The organism is Methylosinus sporium, from assembly GCF_003113265.1.
GTDB lineage: Bacteria > Pseudomonadota > Alphaproteobacteria > Rhizobiales > Beijerinckiaceae > Methylosinus > Methylosinus sporium.
Map to the genome: position 1 here is coordinate 388,174 of NZ_PUIV01000001.1, position 15,337 is coordinate 403,510.

The 15,337-nt window shown below is 66.3% G+C and carries 13 protein-coding genes; 5 read left to right on the plus strand and 8 right to left on the minus strand.

The window, feature by feature from the left end:
* Positions 1-44: 44 nt before the first annotated feature.
* The 5 genes from C5689_RS01845 to C5689_RS01865 all read right to left on the minus strand — a co-directional run bounded on the left by C5689_RS01845 (position 45) and on the right by C5689_RS01865 (position 6,573).
* Positions 45-533 carry an HPr kinase/phosphorylase gene (locus C5689_RS01845; protein WP_108915632.1) on the minus strand — a complete coding sequence of 163 codons (489 nt, stop codon included), beginning with the start codon at positions 531-533 and terminating at the stop codon, positions 45-47.
* Positions 530-2,359 carry a stimulus-sensing domain-containing protein gene (locus C5689_RS01850; protein ID WP_108915533.1) on the minus strand — a complete coding sequence of 610 codons (1,830 nt, stop codon included), beginning with the start codon at positions 2,357-2,359 and terminating at the stop codon, positions 530-532. Before C5689_RS01850 ends, C5689_RS01845 begins: the two co-directional genes overlap by 4 nt.
* A 6-nt stretch (positions 2,360-2,365) precedes the next feature.
* Positions 2,366-3,067 (minus strand): response regulator transcription factor, encoded by a 702-nt coding sequence (locus C5689_RS01855; RefSeq protein ID WP_018267279.1) that lies wholly within the window; start codon positions 3,065-3,067, stop codon positions 2,366-2,368.
* A gap of 502 nt (positions 3,068-3,569) precedes the next feature.
* Positions 3,570-5,060, minus strand: coding sequence for a glycerol-3-phosphate dehydrogenase (locus tag C5689_RS01860; RefSeq protein WP_108915534.1), 1,491 nt, complete (start codon positions 5,058-5,060; stop codon positions 3,570-3,572).
* Positions 5,061-5,178: 118 nt separating this feature from the next.
* On the minus strand, positions 5,179-6,573 hold the full coding sequence (locus C5689_RS01865; RefSeq protein WP_108915535.1) for a DEAD/DEAH box helicase: 1,395 nt from the start codon (positions 6,571-6,573) through the stop codon (positions 5,179-5,181).
* Positions 6,574-6,865: 292 nt separating this feature from the next.
* Here C5689_RS01865 and C5689_RS01870 point away from each other — a divergent pair, with 292 nt between their 5' ends.
* Both C5689_RS01870 and C5689_RS01875 read left to right on the plus strand, forming a co-directional pair.
* Positions 6,866-7,348 (plus strand): tellurite resistance TerB family protein, encoded by a 483-nt coding sequence (locus C5689_RS01870; protein WP_108915536.1) that lies wholly within the window; start codon positions 6,866-6,868, stop codon positions 7,346-7,348.
* Between the two features lie 4 nt (positions 7,349-7,352).
* A complete protein-coding gene (locus tag C5689_RS01875) occupies positions 7,353-8,147 on the plus strand; it encodes an SDR family NAD(P)-dependent oxidoreductase (RefSeq protein ID WP_108915537.1) in 795 nt (264 codons plus the stop codon).
* 78 nt (positions 8,148-8,225) lie between these two features.
* Here C5689_RS01875 and rpmF read toward each other — a convergent pair whose 3' ends face one another.
* The gene (gene rpmF / locus C5689_RS01880; RefSeq protein ID WP_024878183.1) at positions 8,226-8,414 is read right to left on the minus strand and encodes a 50S ribosomal protein L32; all 189 of its coding nucleotides are present in this window, start codon (positions 8,412-8,414) and stop codon (positions 8,226-8,228) included.
* A 121-nt stretch (positions 8,415-8,535) separates the two neighbouring features.
* Complete coding sequence (locus tag C5689_RS18990) at positions 8,536-9,726, minus strand: methyltransferase domain-containing protein (protein ID WP_108915538.1); 1,191 nt, start codon at positions 9,724-9,726, stop codon at positions 8,536-8,538.
* Positions 9,727-9,899: 173 nt separating this feature from the next.
* Here C5689_RS18990 and C5689_RS01890 point away from each other — a divergent pair, with 173 nt between their 5' ends.
* The 3 genes from C5689_RS01890 (at position 9,900) to C5689_RS01900 (ending at position 13,935) form a co-directional block, all read left to right on the plus strand.
* Positions 9,900-10,649, plus strand: a complete 750-nt coding sequence (locus C5689_RS01890) for a helix-turn-helix transcriptional regulator (protein ID WP_108915539.1) — start codon at positions 9,900-9,902, stop codon at positions 10,647-10,649.
* A gap of 91 nt (positions 10,650-10,740) precedes the next feature.
* Positions 10,741-13,365, plus strand: a complete 2,625-nt coding sequence (locus C5689_RS01895) for an autotransporter outer membrane beta-barrel domain-containing protein (RefSeq protein WP_108915540.1) — start codon at positions 10,741-10,743, stop codon at positions 13,363-13,365.
* Positions 13,366-13,491: 126 nt separating this feature from the next.
* Positions 13,492-13,935: an Hsp20 family protein gene (locus C5689_RS01900; protein WP_108915633.1), complete on the plus strand. Its 444-nt coding sequence runs from the start codon at positions 13,492-13,494 to the stop codon at positions 13,933-13,935.
* 67 nt (positions 13,936-14,002) lie between these two features.
* On the opposite strand, the gene C5689_RS01905 is transcribed toward C5689_RS01900, so the two are convergent.
* Positions 14,003-15,139 carry a ceramide glucosyltransferase gene (locus C5689_RS01905; RefSeq protein WP_108915541.1) on the minus strand — a complete coding sequence of 379 codons (1,137 nt, stop codon included), beginning with the start codon at positions 15,137-15,139 and terminating at the stop codon, positions 14,003-14,005.
* Between the last annotated feature and the right edge of the window lie 198 nt (positions 15,140-15,337).

The following is a 15,337-nucleotide window of genomic DNA, read 5'->3' on the forward strand; positions in this document are numbered from 1 at the left end:
TGTGCGTTGCGGCGAAATTGGCAAGCGAAAACCTCCTATCCTCGTTAAAATGCCGCAAACTGATGAACAAACGAAAAAATCTTTCGCGTCGCCCCGGCCTCGCGGGCGTCCGCGGCGAGCCGCGGCAGCGCTACGCCGCATAAAATCGCCTCGGCCTCGCCTTCCTGCGGATATCGCGGCGGGGCCTCGTCGCGCGGCCCGCGCAGATCGACCAGGCAGCGCAGCGTCCCGGCGGGCTCGTAAGGGGTGGGCCCGACGCCCCTGCCGCGCTCCTCTATCGCCCCGGCGATGGCCGGATGCGGGCGCGCCACCAGCCGGCCGTGGCGGCGGACGATCTCGATCCGATCGTCGCCGATGAGGCGGGCGAAGACGCCCCGCCCCTGCGCAAAATCGATCAGCTCGAGGCAGAGGCCGCTCTTGCCGGCGCCGGAGGGGCCGCGCAGCAGCGCGCCGGCGGCGCCGATGAGCAGAGCATTGGCGTGAATCATGACGCGGTCGCCGGCCTGCTCCTGTGGGAGAGGCGCGCCGGTCATCTGGCCGCCGGAAGCCACAGCACGAAGCGTGCGCCGAGCACGACATCGTCCGGCTCGATCTCGTCGGTTCCCTCCGGCTCCGCCCGCGTGCGGTTCATCGCGCGGATGCGGCCATTATGCGCCTCGACGATCTGGCGGGAGATGGAGAGGCCGAGCCCGGAATTCTGGCCGAAGCCCTGCTCCGGCCGATCCGTGTAGAAACGCTCGAAAATGCGCTCGAAGGCATGGGCGGGAATGCCCGGCCCGTCGTCGTCGACGATGATCTCATAGCCGTCGATCGGCTGCCCGCCCGGCCCCAGCGCCTGCTCCGGCCGCAGCAGGACGCGCACATCGCCGCCCTCCGCCGAGAAGGAGCGGGCGTTGGCGATGAGATTGTCGAACACTTGCGCGAGCCGCGAATCATGGCCGAGGATGCGCCAGCGCCGCCGCGGATCGGCGGGCTGAATGTCGAGCGTGATGGTGACGCCGTCGCCGCGGTCGACGTCCTGCGCCATGCCGACGACGGTTTTCAGCACGCCGGCGACATCGACAATGTCCATATCGGCGCGGGCCAGCTCGGCGTCGAGACGAGAGGCGTCGGAAATATCGCTGATGAGACGATCGAGACGTCCGACGTCGTGCTTGATGATGGTCAGCAGGCGCGAGCGCGCATTCTCGTCCTTGACGATGGGCAGAGTCTCCACCGCGCTACGCAGAGAGGTGAGCGGATTTTTGAGCTCATGCGCGACATCCGCCGCGAAATGCTCGATCGCCTCGATGCGATTGTAGAGCGCGCGCGTCATGTCGCGCAGCGCGCCGGAGAGATGGCCGATCTCGTCCTGGCGCTGCGAGAAATCGGGAATCTCCTGCCGCGATTTGACGCCGCGGCGCACGCGTTCGGCGGCCTCGGCGAGACGGCGCATGGGCTCGGCGATGGTGCCGGCGAAGAATAGCGACAGCAGCAGCATCACGCCGGCCGAGACCAGGAAGATGCGGATGATGCCCCAGCGCTCCTGCGCGAGAATGGCGTCTATGTCGCCGCCGAGCGTGGAAAGCAGCAGCGCGCCGCGCACCGAGCGGAAGCGCTGCACCGGCACGGCGACAGAGATGATGGTCTCGCCCTTGGCGTTGGCGCGCACCACCGAGAGCGCGCCGCCGGTGAGCGCCGCCGCCACCTCGGGATAGGCTTTGCCATTGCCGGCGCCGATGTCCTCATAGAGCGGCAGTTCCGGCCGCCGCGTCCAGCGGCGCAGCGCATTGATCGCCTGCTCGAGATAGCTCGACGATTCGGCGCCGCCGGCGGGACCGAGCTCGAAGCGCAGAATATTGGAGCGTCCGGTGACGGAGCGCGAATCGAGCAGGAGATAGCCGTCGCGATCATAGATGCGCGCGCGCGTGCGCGTCGGCGAGACGAGACGCCGCAGCAGCGGGCCGATGCGCTCTGGATTGAGCGAAAACTCCATAGAGGGCTGGCTGCCCTCGGCGAGGCTGTAGCTCTCGCCCGGCGCGAGCCGCAGCAGCTTCTCGGGATCGATGGTGATGGCGTCGGTGTCCACCGTCGCGGAGGCGGCGATCGCCGCGGCGATGATCTCGCCCTGCGTCTGCAGGCTCTGCACGCGCGCGTCGATCAGGCCTTCGCGAAATTGGTTGAGATAGAGGAAGCCGCCGAGCAGCGCCACGAGGCCGCCGAGATTGAGCACGACGATGCGACGCGTGAGCGAAGACGACAGGCGTGACTGAATGGCGCGCGTGAGCCGCGCGAAGCGAACCGACGCGGCGCGGCCGATTCGCTTTTGCCGCGCCTGCGTCTCGGCGACGCCATGTTCATTGTCGATCGTGACTGTCATGAGCCGTTATGGGGCTTCCTTGAAGCGATAGCCGACGCCATAGAGCGTCTCGATCATCTCGAACTCATTGTCGACGACCTTGAACTTCTTGCGCAGCCGCTTGATGTGGCTGTCTATGGTGCGATCGTCGACATAGACCTGATCGTCATAGGCGGCGTCCATCAGCGCATTGCGGCTCTTCACCACGCCGGGGCGCTGCGCCAGCGCTTGCAGGATGAGAAACTCCGTCACCGTCAGCACGACGGGATCGCCGCGCCAGGTGCAGGTATGGCGCTCCGGGTCCATGACCAGCGCGCCGCGCTCCAGCACCTTGGCTTCTGATTCCTTCTGCGCGGCGGCTTCCTTGGGATTGGCGCGGCGCAGAATGGCCTTCACGCGCTCCACCAGCAAGCGCTGCGAGAACGGCTTGTGAATGAAATCGTCGGCGCCCATTTTGAGGCCGAACAATTCGTCGATCTCCTCATCCTTGGAGGTGAGGAAGATCACCGGAAGGTCGGATTTCTGCCGCAGACGGCGCAGCAGCTCCATTCCGTCCATGCGCGGCATCTTTATGTCGAAAATGGCGAGGTCCGGCGGATTGGCGCGCAGACCGTCGAGCGCCGCGGCGCCGTCGGTGTAGGTTTGAACGCGGTAGCCCTCGCCTTCAAGAGCGATCGAGACGGAGGTGAGAATATTGCGGTCGTCGTCGACGAGAGCGATTGTCGGCATCTTCAACCTTTACTGTTACGTCCGATATCGGGCTCGATGTTCGAATCGAAAGGCGCGCGCTTTTCTCTACACGCCTGCGCGGCGGCTCGCTGACTGCGCCGCTCTGGAACATCGCCGTTCGGTCGCCACGTTCCAGCGCCTTGGCGGCCGAAATGTGGCTGGCCTCGGCCATTCGCATGACGCCGGCCGGAACAGGGACCGACGGTTTCACATTCCGTGTCGTCTTATATACATGATCGCGACACAAATCACCTATCGTCCCGACAGGGACGAAACGCCGCGGAAACAGTGGTGAAGCCCATGTTTGCACAGCGCTGCGAAGCGTCGAAAATTTCGATAAAAAGCAAGATGTTGTCGGCGACGCTGCAGCCGCTCGGCGCGCCGCGCCGAAATGCGCCGCCGTGAGCGCTGCGCCGCCGTCGAAAGGCCGCGCTCACGGCAAGGATTCTCGATCGTCTGCGATTCGCTCCGGCGGCGTGATCGATGAGTTGAAGCGCGAGCTTCACACGCTGCGCTGCGCGAGGGCGCGCGTCAGTCTCTCCGTCTGCGCGGCGTCGAAACGCAGGCCGAGCTTGGAGCGACGCCACAGCACGTCCTCTGCCGTGCGCGCCCATTCCTGCGCGCGCAGATAATCGAGCTCCGCTTCCGTCAGGCCGCGGCCCAAATCCGCGCCGAGATCGGCGAGTGATCGCGCCGTCTCCAGAAAGCGCCACGCGCGCGTTCCATAAGCGCCGGCCAGCCGGCGCACGAGGCGCGGCGCGAGAAACGGCTTCGCGCGCCAAAGCTCCGCGACGAAGCCGTCGAAGCCGCCGGGGCCGATGTCGCCTCCGGGCAGAACGGCGCCCGCCGTCCAGGCTGCGCGCATATGCGGGAAGAAGGGCGCGAGCGTATCCAGCGCATGTTCGGCGAGGCGGCGCGCGGTGGTGATCTTGCCGCCGAAGATCGACAGCGCCGGCGCGCCGCCGTCGGCGTTGTCGAGATCGAACGCATAATCGCGCGTGACGACGGAAGCCTCGAGCGCGCCATCGTCATAGAGCGGGCGCAGGCCCGAATAGCTCCACGCCACATCGCCGGGCGTGATCTTTTCTTTGAAGAAATGATTGGCCGCCGCGAGAAGATAATCGGTCTCCGCCGCGTCGATCGCCACCGGTCCGGGCGCGCCGGGAAAGGGAATGTCGGTGGTGCCGACGAGGGTGAAATCCTCTTCGAAGGGAATGGCGAAGATGATGCGCTTGTCCGGCCGCTGCAGCATATAGGCCTGCGCGCCCTCATAGAGCTTGCGCGTGACGATATGCGAGCCTTTCACCAGCCGCACATGCTTGCGGGAGCGCAGGCCGAGACGCTGCTCCAGCGTCTCCGACACCCAAGGGCCGGAGGCGTTGATCAGCGCGCGGGCGTTTATGTCCTCCAGCTTTCCATCGGCGGCGGCGACGCTGGCGAGCCATCGCCCGCCCGCGCGCCGCGCGCCGACGAGCCGCGCGCCGATGCGAATGTCCGCGCCGCGCGCGAATGCGTCGAGCGCCTCCAGCACGACGAGGCGCGAATCGTCGACGCGGCAATCGTAATAGGAGAAGCCGAGGCGATGATCGGCGGTGAGCGGCGCGCCGAAAGGCGTTCCGGCGAGCGCGACGGTCGTGGAGCCGGGGATGCGCTTTCGCCGCGCCAGATGGTCATAGAGAAAGAGCCCGAGCCGCACCAGCCAGGCGGGGCGAATCGAGCCTTCGTGCGGCAGGATGAATTGCAGCGGATGAATGATATGCGGCGCGGCGGCCAGCAGCAGCTCGCGCTCGGCCAAGGCCTCGTGGACGAGGCGGAACTCATAGCGCTCGAGATAGCGCAGTCCGCCATGGATCAGCTTGGTGGAAGCGGAGGAGGTCGCGGCGGCGAGGTCCTTTTGCTCGAGCAGAAGGACGCTCAGCCCTCGCCCGGCGGCGTCGCGCGCTATGGCGCAGCCATTGACGCCGCCGCCGACGATGAGGAGATCGAAGACCATTGCCGGCTCTCCCGCTGCGATTTTCTCGCAGGAGAATAGAGCCGAGAACTGAAATATGTGTCAGCGAGGGCCTGTTCTCCTCCCTTCGGGGAGGAGGACAGGCCCTCGCTCGACTTGCTTACTCGGAAGCGCGCGAGCGCGGCGCATTATGGTCCGGCCGAGGGCCGCCGGGCTTGCCGCTGCGGCGGCGCTGCTGCTGCTGAGGCGGGCGTCCATGCTCGCCGGGCTTGCCCGGATGGCGCGCGGCGCGGCCGGCCTCCTGATGCGTGCGACGATGCTCATGCGGCGGCGCGCGGCGCGCGGCGTCCGCCTCGGCTGCGGCGCCCGGCGCGCTGCGGCGGTCGGTGATCGGCAGCGTCTGGCGGGTCACGCGTTCGATCTGCTTGAGCAGCGAGCGTTCGCTATTGTCGCAGAGCGAGACGGCGGCGCCCGTCGCGCCGGCGCGCGCAGTGCGGCCGATGCGGTGAACATAGGCCTCGGCCGTTTCCGGCAGCTCGAAATTCACCACATGGGAGACGCCGTCGATATCGATGCCGCGCGCGGCGATATCGGTCGCGACCAGCGCGCGGGTGCGGCCGGCGCGGAAATCGTCGAGCGCGCGCTGGCGCTGATTCTGGCTTTTGTTGCCGTGAATCGCCGAGGCGCCGACGGCGTTCACGGCGAGATGCTGCGCCACGCGATCGGCGCCGCGCTTGGTGCGCGTGAAGACGATGGCGCGCGAGAAGTTCGGATCGGAAAAGAGTTCCAGCAGAACGTCGCGCTTGGCCGTTCCGTCCACCAGAATCACGCGCTGCGCGACGCGCTCGGCCGTCGTCGCCGCCGGCGTCACGCGCACGGTGACGGGATCGCGCAGCATATCGTCGGCGAGCGACGCGATCTCCTTCGGCATGGTGGCCGAGAAGAAGAGATTCTGCCGATCCTTCGGCAGGCGCGAGACGATCTTGCGAATGGGGACGACGAAGCCGAGGTCGAGCATATGATCGGCCTCGTCCAGCACGATCGTCCGCGTCGAATCGAGCCGCAGATGATTGGAGGCGACATGATCGAGCAGGCGGCCGGGGGTCGCCACCAGAACATCGACTCCGCCTGCGAGCATTCGGATCTGCGGGCCATGGGCGACGCCGCCGACGATGACGCCGACGCTGATGCGGGCGAAGCGCGCATAGGCGCGGAAACTATCGGCGATCTGCGCCGCGAGCTCGCGCGTCGGGGCGAGCACCAGAACGCGCGCCGTGTTGGGAGCGGGACGGCTGCGCTCGTCGAGCAGCCGTTGCAGGATCGGCAGAGCGAAAGCGGCGGTCTTGCCGGTGCCGGTCTGCGCTATGCCGAGCAGGTCGCGGCCCTGGAGGAGCGGGGGAATCGCCTGAGCCTGGATCGGCGTGGGCGTCACATAATCTTCCTGCGCGAGCGCGCGCAGAATGACCTCGGCGAAGCCGAGATCGGCGAAATTGGTCACTGCGTAACTTTCGAAATAGGCCGCATGTGCGCGAAAACGTCTCCCGCGCGAGGCCATGCAGCGATGGATGGGAGACCTGCCCCGCGTATCGGGCCGTCGTCATGATGAGGACCCGCTCTACGGCTCCGATCCCCTGTGGGAAGCGATCCACGCGGCCGGAACGAGTCACGCTGCATTGCAGCAATAACGTAGGTAAAGCGAATTCAAGGCTCTGTCAATCGGCAATTGCGCAGTTCGCGTCGATAGCGGCGATGTCGCTCCGAGCGCGGGCGCCGGCCGCGAGCTATGCGAGGCGCGGCGGACGACATATAGAACGTAATGACGGTTCCAACTTTCGAAAGCTGCGCTCATGCTCGAAGCCCTCCGCGCTTTTCTCGACGAAGTCGCCGCGCCGGCGCGGCCGCGGCCCTTGGAGGCTTCCGATTATCGGCTCGCCGCGGTCGCGCTTCTGGTGCATCTCGCCTCCATAGACGGGGAGTTCGACCCCGGCGAGCGCGCGCTGCTGCAAAAGCTGGTCGAGACGCGCTTCGGCCTAGATCACGCCGCCGCCCGCGCGCTGATCGAGGCCGCGGCGGAGAGCGAGCGCGAGGCCGTCGATCTCTACCGTTTCACCCAGGTACTGAAGCGCCGGCTCGACGAGGACGGCCGCCGCGTCGTCATCGGCATGTTGTGGGAAATGGCCTATGCCGATGGCGAGGTCCATGAATTCGAGGAAAATGTGATCTGGCGTGTCGCCGAGCTGCTCGGCGTCTCCACGCGCGATCGCGTTTCGTTGCGTCAGGCTGCGAAGGACGCGGACAAGCCGGCTCCGCCCGGCCCCTGGGGAGGCTGAAGACATGAGCGACGCCGCGACCACCACCATCGTCACCGGAGCCTCGGACGGCATCGGCCTGGAACTGGCCAAGCTCTTCGCCCGCAAGGGCCATCATGTCACTCTGGTCGCCCGCCGCCGCGAGCGGCTGGAGGCGCTGGCCGGCGAGATCGAGGCGTCCGGCGCGACGGAGCGGCCGATGGTCGTCGATCTCGATCTCTGCGAGACGGGCGCTTGCGAGAGTCTCGCAGAGATTTTGAGCGCGGCTGGGCGCAAGCCGGAGATTCTGGTCAATAACGCCGGCTTCGGCCTCGTCGGCCGTGTGGCCGAGCTGGACGCCGCCGAGCAATTGGCGATCGTCGATCTCAACATACGCGCGCTGACGGCGCTGACCCTGCGCTTCCTGCCCTCGGTCATAGAGACGCGCGGCGGCATATTGAATGTCGCCTCCGTGGCCTCCTTCATGCCGGGGCCGGGCTTCGCCGTCTATTACGCCAGCAAGGCCTATGTCCGCTCCTTCAGCGAGGCTCTGGCCGAGGAGCTGAAGCCGCATGGCGTGCGCGTCACCGCGCTTTGTCCCGGTCCGGTGCAGACGGGTTTTCAAGAGCGCGCCGGCTTTGATTACAAAGGCGAGATGAAAGCGGTGAAGCCCGCGCTCTTGCCGGCCGAGGAGGTCGCGCGGCAGGGCTATGAGGCGCTGTTCTCCGGCCGGCGCGTGGTGGTGCCGGGGTTGGTGAACAAATTCTTCGTCGCTGCGGGACGTGCGGCGCCGCGCGCGATTCTGCTGCCGCTGCTGGCCAAGGCGCAGCAGGCGCGCTGAAGATCGTCCTCGCCGAAACGCCGCGAGCCCGACGGCGCTCTCGCGCGTCGGGCTCGCAAATTCGCGCGGCCGAAAAGATCAGGCTTCCTGAGCCTTGACCTTCAGCACCTGCCGGCCGCGATAAATGCCGGTCTTGAGGTCGATGTGATGCGGACGGCGCAGCTCGCCCGAATCCTTGTCCTCGACATAGGTCGGCGCCTTGATCGCGTCGGCGGAGCGGCGGAACCCGCGCTTCATCGGGGAGGTTTTTCGCTTCGGAACGGCCATTTGTCTCGATCTCCAACTCCCCGCATCGGGGGCGGGGTGAAAACTCGTGCGGGCCGCATACAACAAATCGGCGCGCATGGCTAGCCTGGACCGGGCTCCCGATCACGATCTCTGCGCCGAGTTACGGCGCCGACAGCGCTTCGCCGATCCGGGCGGTCAGGCTTTTCTCGACCGCGGCGATGTCCGGCTCGTGATCGACGTGGCGAAGCAGGAACAGCGACCTGCGGCCCGGAAATTGTTCGAAAAAATCCTTCAGCAAGAGCTGAACATGGCGCTCCAGGCGTCGATCGCGGACGAGGCCTTCCTCGATAAACAGCTTTTCCCACCAGCGTGGGCTGGCCCAAACCAAATGCCCATGCATCGGCCAGCCCTTGGCGTCGCAATCCATATGCCGCCAGAAGCGGTCCTCTTCGGCCTGACGCCACTCCGGCAAATAGGGATCGAATGCGAGGCCGAAGACGTCGTCGTTTCCAATCATTGGAGAATTGATCAGCGCAAAGCCGTCGGGTGCGATCAACTCACGGATACGGCGCACATATTTTGGCAGCTCGATCGGGTTCAGATGCTCGAGAATATCCATGCCTACGAAGACGTCGAAGGTCCGATCGAAGGCGATATCCAGAAGATCGCCGTATTTCAGCTTTCGCAGGACGTTGGGAAAAGCGAGGATGAAGGCGATATGGCTGAGCTCGACGCCGCACACGTCGACGCCATGGTCCGCGAGCACGCTGAGAACGGGGCCGCTGAAGCAGCCGAGTTCCAGGCAGCTCTCGGCGCCGAGGCCCATAGCGATCGCGGCCGTAATGCGCTTGTCGCGGTCGATCACCGGAGACCAGATTCCGAGATGATCGTAATATCGATTTTCATCGATCATACGCAACATCCAGCTGAAATCATCGTCTTGCGACGCATTGAAAATCGACCGCCCACCATGCCGACGAACATATTTGGTCGGAAAAATCTCGGTGAGGTCCGGAAGCTCGACCGCGCCTACGCGCACCAGCCCGTGACGGCCGAGAAATTCCGGGCTGTTGGCCATTCCCTTCACGATCGAGGCGAGCGACTCGCCATTGCGCATCGCCAGCATATAGCCATTGAAACCGCACTCGTCCGGCTCGCGGCCGAGCAGGCCGGCATAAAGAGCGCCGAGCGCTTCGCTGCGGGTCAAGACGTCGTCGCTCACATCGACTTCCGATCTGCCAGCGGTCTCGCTCGAGACGGGCGCGTCCTCGCGCGCTCCTCGTAGCGGTCTGCCAAAAAGCTTCTGACTAAAGTCGACTTCTCGATCATCGCCGTCTGGATGCGCAGTCATTACATCTTTCCTGTATTATTCTGAATCGATAAGCTGGCCGCTCAGCTAAATCAAGGCTCGAATTCGACAGCCTGACCCGCGTCTCGCCTCCGCGCTTCCCTGCTTCATTTCTGGACGGTTTCTGGAGCTTCGGCTAGGCTCTGGCGCGTTTCCGAATTTCGCCGGGGCCGTTCATGTCCGCCGACTTCTCCGTCCGCTCCCTCGCGTTCTCCGCCCGCTCCCTCGCGCTCGCCGGCGCCTGCTCGGACGATGTCGACATTCACTCGGCCGTCGCCGAATTTCGTGAAATCATCCGCATGGTCGGCCTCGTCCATTCCGTCTGCGGCGCCTGGACGGGCGTTTCGGCGCATCGCGTCCATCGCTTCTTCTTCAACGATTGGCCGGAAGATTGGCTCGCCCTCTACAATGAAAGGCAGATATTCGCCGACGATCCTTTCGTCGAGGAGGCGCGGCGCTCGATGACGCTCTACCTCTGGAGCGAGGTGGAGACGCGCCGGCCGCTGACGCCGCGCGCGCAAGCGGTCTATGACGTCGGCCGCGCCTATGGGTGGCGCGAGGTCGTCGGCGTGCCGATCCATGGGCCCATGGGCTATCAGGGCCTCGTCTCCCTCGCTTCCTTCGAGGCGGTGACCTTCTCGCCGCAGGAGCGCGCCTGTCTCGATCTCATTTCCCGCGCCATTCACGAGCGCTGCCGCAGAGAGATCGGCTTCGGCCTCGTCTCGGAGGACATGCCGAAGCTCACCGCGCGGGAAATCGAGTGTATGCAATGGGTCGCCGTCGGCAAGACCGATTGGGAAATCGCCCAGGTGCTCGGCATCTCGCGCTCGACCGCGCATTTCCACATTGAAGGCGCGAAGAGAAAGCTCGGCTCCTCGTCGCGCTCGGAATGCGTGACCCGCCTCGCGCTCTACGGCCTCATCTGAACGCGACCTGGCTGAAGAGTCAGGTTTCGAATCGCCGGCCTTTCGATACTTACGGCCGAGGCAGCGCTCTGCGCCGCGGGGGGAGGGGCAGATGACAGCTTGCTCGAGCGCCGGTCGAGGATCGGCGGCGGTTGGTTTTGCAACCGTTCTGATCGCGGCATTTCTCGACGCCAAAGGCGCCTTCGCCGCCGATGTCGAAATCACCGCTAACGCGCCGAGCGTCAACCTCGACACCTTCACCGGAACGACAGCCCATATCAACGGCGGCGTGGCCATCGGCTCTTCGAGTCCGGCGATCGGCGCCACGCTCCAGGCATGGTCGGTGACCAATAAAGGCTCCGTCAGCGGCGGCAACACGGTGACGCTCGGCCAGGGCGGCGCGTTCCTCAACGCGAGCGGAGCGACCGTCACCGGCACGCTGACCGCCATGACGTTCGGCTACAAGCCGTTCGGCCTGCCTCCGGCGGGCGGCCCAGGCCATCTGGACAATTACGGAACGATCACCGGCGGCGCCGGCGAGGGCGTGACGATGTGGTTCGGAGGAACCGTCAATAATTTCGGCGGCGGAACGATCAAGACCGACACCGGCCTGAACGCCGTTTCCATCGGGCAGGGGACGTCGCGCGTCCTTTTCAACGCCGGCTCGATACAGGCGACGAAGACGAGCGGCTTCAGCACCGGCGTGCTCATGCAGGGCGGGCCCTCGGTCTTCACGAACGCCGTCGGCGGCGTGATCTTCGGCGACTATAATGGCGTCTACGCCAGCGCCAGCGCCGTCTTCACCTCCTTCGGCAACGCCGGCTCCATTTCCTCCCGGCGCGGACCGGCGGTCGAAGCCACCGGTGGCGGGACGATCGTCAACACCGGCGCGATCGGCTCGACGAACGCCGAGGGCATATTGATCCGCAACAATTCGAATGCCGACATCACCAATAGCGGCTCCATCAGCGGCGCCGTCAACGCGATCAGTTTCGCCGCCGGCGGCGGCGCAGCGACAGCGGCTGTCCATACGCTGCGGCTACAGACCGGGTCGACGCTCAACGGCAATGTATTGGGCGGCGCCAATACCGACAATCTCATCCTCGAAGGCTCGGGCGCCGAAAGCATCGCGAAGTTCCAGAATTTCGAAACGCTCGCGATGAACGGCGCCGACTGGACGCTGACGGGAGCCGGCGCCTTCTCGCGCGGCGTGACGCTGACGAGCGGCGTGACGCATGTCGGCGGGCGGCTCACGAGCCCGGCGATCGAGGTGCGGAGCGGCGCGACGCTGACCGGCGCGGGCGTCGTCGCCGGCGCGGTCGCGAATTTCGGCAATGTGCGAATCGACAGCGGAACGTTCACGATCGAGGGCAATTACGTCCAGCAGGCGGGCTCCGCGCTGACCGTCGGCGTGACGCCGAGCGCGGCCGGCGCGCTCTCCGTCGCCGGGACCGCGACGATCAACGGCGGCGCGGTGCGCGCGCTGGCGGCGCAGGGGGATTACGCGGCCAACGCCTCCTACACGATTCTGACCGCCGCGGGCGGGCGCTCCGGCGTTTTCGACGAGGCGACCACCGATCTCGCCTTCTACAGTCCGTCGCTGAGCTATGACGCGAACAACGTCTATCTGAAGCTCGTGCGCAACAGCGTCGATTTCTCGAACGTCGGCGGCACGCGCAATCAGGTCGCCGCAGGCCGAGCGCTGGAGCTCGCCGGCCTCGCGCATCCGATCGTCGCGCCCGCGCTGCTGCTGACGGCGGCCGAGGCGAGGGCCGCCTTCGACGGTCTCTCGGGTGAGATCCATTCGAGCCTGCGCGCCCTGCTCGTCGATGAGAGCCGGATGCTGCGCGATGCGGTGCTCGAGCGGCAGCGGCAGGCGGTCTCCGGATCGACCGTCCCCGTCTTCGCGGTCTGGGCCCATGGCTTTGGCGATTGGGCGCGCCTCGGCGGCGACGGCAATGCCGCGACCGCGCGCATGAGCACGGCCGGAGGCCTCGCTGGCGTCGATATGGCGCTCGGCGATTCGCGATTGGGCGTCGCCGCCGGCGGCGGACACAGCGAGGCGCGCGTCGACTCCCGCGCCTCGACCGGCGACATGGAATCCGCTCATGTGGCCGTTTATGGCGACACGCGCGCCGCCGATCTCGGCTTGCGAGTCGGCGGCGCCTATTCTCATCACGATGTGACGACGATGCGCAGGATCGCCTTCCGCGGCTTCGCCGACGCCCCTCATGCCGACTATGGCGCGCATACCGCGCAGGCTTTCGGCGAGGCCTCCTATCGTGGCTTGTTCCGCGGCTTCTGGCCGTTCGAGGGGACGGAGGCCTTTGCCGGCGTCGCTCATGTGCGGGTGGCGAGCGATGGGTTTCGGGAGAGCGGCGGGTCCGCGGCCCTGACCGTCGCCGGAGCGCAGACCGCCACGACCTTCTCCTCCATCGGCGTCCGAGCGCGGACCTCTGCATGGACGATCGGAGCCGCGGCCGTCTCCGCCAGAGCGTCCTTCGCCTGGAGCCACGCTTTCGACCGCATCGTTCCGACGACCGGAATGTCCCTCGCTCCTGGATCCGCGCCGGTCTTCGTCGCCGGCGCGCCGCTCGCGGTCGACGCGCTGCTGATCGAGGCGGGGCTCGACGCCGCCGTCGCGCCCAATGCGCTCGCCTCGCTCGTCTATTCGTCCCGTCTCGCCTCCAGCGCGGAAGCTCATGCGCTGAAAGGGCGGTTCCTCTGGCAATTCTGAGGTGGGGACGCTACGTCCTGCCGCCCCCGCTTGATCGTGTCGAGCTTCGGCTCCATATACGGCCCCGAGGCGCCGACGCCGGGCCTCGCAGATTTTTCGCACGAGAAGCGCCGCGAGGGCTTCGTAATGGCACGACTGCCGACGCTGAATTCCCCCTTCCTCCTGGGGTTCGACGAAATCGAACGCGCGCTGGATCGCGTCACACGCTCGGGCTCCGATGGTTATCCGCCCTATAATATCGAGAGGCTGCCGGGCGCCGATTCTCGTCCCGATCGGCTGCGGCTGACGCTGGCCGTCGCCGGCTTCACGCGCGAGCAACTGGAGATTTCGCTCGAGGAGAGCCAGCTCGTCATTCGCGGCAAGCAGCTGGAGGACGATCGCGAGCGGCAGTTCCTGCATCGCGGCATCGCCGCGCGGCAGTTCCAGCGCGCCTTTCTGCTGGCCGAGGGGATGCAGGTGCTGGGCGCCGATCTCGTCAACGGGCTCTTGTCCATCGATCTGGTGCGGCCGGAGCCGGAGCGCGTCATTCGCAAGATCGACATAACGACGCCGGAGGAGCCGGCCAAATGAAAAGGGGCGCCTCGCGGCGCCCCTTCCTCTTCGCGGGTCTTTTCGAGGGAATGTCGGGGGAATTCGTTCAGCCGGTCGTCTGCTCTTCCTGCTCGCGCACGGTCATGGCGTTGCCGTGCCAGACGAAATCGTCGAAGAGGCAGGCGTCCACGAACATCACCGGCAGCAGAATGTCGCGCGTCAGCAGCGCCAGCGGGGTCAGCCGCGAGAGCCGCCAGCCGGCGATGCGGGCGAGGAGGCATTCCGCGCCATAGAGCCCGGCGAGGATCGCGCCCGCCGTCAACGCCACATTGGCGTCGAGCAGATGCGCGGCGTAAGCGCCCGTCACCACGGGCATGAAGCTGCCGTTCATGAATTCCGGCGCGAAATAGGCGGGGAAGGTGACGCGGCGCAGACGCGCCCAGCGCACATGGCGGGAGTAGACCTCATGCGCCGTGCGATGGCCGAGCGGCTGCTCGAAGGGCATGTCGACGAGCCGCACCTTCATCTTCTGCGCGCGGATGATCTTGGTGGAGGCGGCGTCCTCGGCGATCTCGGCGCCGAGAGCGCGAATGCCGCCGGCGCGCTCCAGCACCTCGCGGCGCCACATCATATTCTTGCCTTGCGCGAAGCCGATGCCGACCGCCTCCGCCCCATATTGCCAGCGCGCCTGGAAGGTGTTGAGGAAAGCGCATTCCACTTCCGCCCAAAAGCCCTTGGGGCGAGAGCCGATCGGCATGGAGATGGACAGCGCCGTGTCGTCGCGGAAGGCGGCGAGCATGGTCTGAATATAGTCGGGCGGCAGCAGCGCATTCGAGTCGGCCAGCACCACCCAGGCGTAGCGCGCGGCGTCCCAGCCCTTGACGCAATTGTTGAGCTTGGGATTGACGCTCACATAATCGTCGCCGACGAGCAGCCGAGCGGAAATCTGCGGATGCGCGGCGATCATCCGCTCGACCAGCGGAATCACCGGATCATTGGCGCATTGCACGCAGAAGAGCACCTCGTAGCGGGGATAATCCAGCGCGAAGGTGGAGCCGAGCGTCTCCTCGCTGAAGGTCTCCAGTCCGCGCAGAGGCCGCACGATGCTCACCGGCGGCGCATGGGCCGGAACGCGCAGATTGCGAGGGCGGGCTTTGCAGCGAAAGGCGGCGATGGCGATGCTGGAAAGGTTGAGCGTGAGCAGCGTCGCGCAAAAGGCGGCGCACACATAGGCCATAATCATGCGTGTTCCCTGCCTGTCACTTGCGGGATTCGAGACGGGCGGCGGCGGCGCTCTGCGCCGGCGGTCGGCGACGGCTGCGCAGCCCCGGGGCGGGCCAGACCGATATTCCGCCTGACAAGGAGCTCAGCTCTTGGCAAAAGGGGGGCGGCGCGAGAATCTTTTCGCGTCGCGCGGCCCTCGCATTCTCCTCCTGCCGAA

Coding starts and splice junctions, on each gene's coding strand:
- C5689_RS01850 (WP_108915533.1), bottom strand. CDS start 2,359: ATGACAGTCACGATCGACAATGAACATGGCGTCGCCGAGACGCAGGCG.
- C5689_RS01845 (WP_108915632.1), bottom strand. CDS start 533: ATGACCGGCGCGCCTCTCCCACAGGAGCAGGCCGGCGACCGCGTCATG.
- C5689_RS18990 (WP_108915538.1), bottom strand. CDS start 9,726: ATGACTGCGCATCCAGACGGCGATGATCGAGAAGTCGACTTTAGTCAG.
- C5689_RS01900 (WP_108915633.1), top strand. CDS start 13,492: ATGGCACGACTGCCGACGCTGAATTCCCCCTTCCTCCTGGGGTTCGAC.
- C5689_RS01855 (WP_018267279.1), bottom strand. CDS start 3,067: ATGCCGACAATCGCTCTCGTCGACGACGACCGCAATATTCTCACCTCC.
- C5689_RS01865 (WP_108915535.1), bottom strand. CDS start 6,573: ATGGCCTCGCGCGGGAGACGTTTTCGCGCACATGCGGCCTATTTCGAA.
- C5689_RS01860 (WP_108915534.1), bottom strand. CDS start 5,060: ATGGTCTTCGATCTCCTCATCGTCGGCGGCGGCGTCAATGGCTGCGCC.
- C5689_RS01890 (WP_108915539.1), top strand. CDS start 9,900: ATGTCCGCCGACTTCTCCGTCCGCTCCCTCGCGTTCTCCGCCCGCTCC.
- rpmF (WP_024878183.1), bottom strand. CDS start 8,414: ATGGCCGTTCCGAAGCGAAAAACCTCCCCGATGAAGCGCGGGTTCCGC.
- C5689_RS01895 (WP_108915540.1), top strand. CDS start 10,741: ATGACAGCTTGCTCGAGCGCCGGTCGAGGATCGGCGGCGGTTGGTTTT.
- C5689_RS01875 (WP_108915537.1), top strand. CDS start 7,353: ATGAGCGACGCCGCGACCACCACCATCGTCACCGGAGCCTCGGACGGC.
- C5689_RS01870 (WP_108915536.1), top strand. CDS start 6,866: ATGCTCGAAGCCCTCCGCGCTTTTCTCGACGAAGTCGCCGCGCCGGCG.
- C5689_RS01905 (WP_108915541.1), bottom strand. CDS start 15,139: ATGATTATGGCCTATGTGTGCGCCGCCTTTTGCGCGACGCTGCTCACG.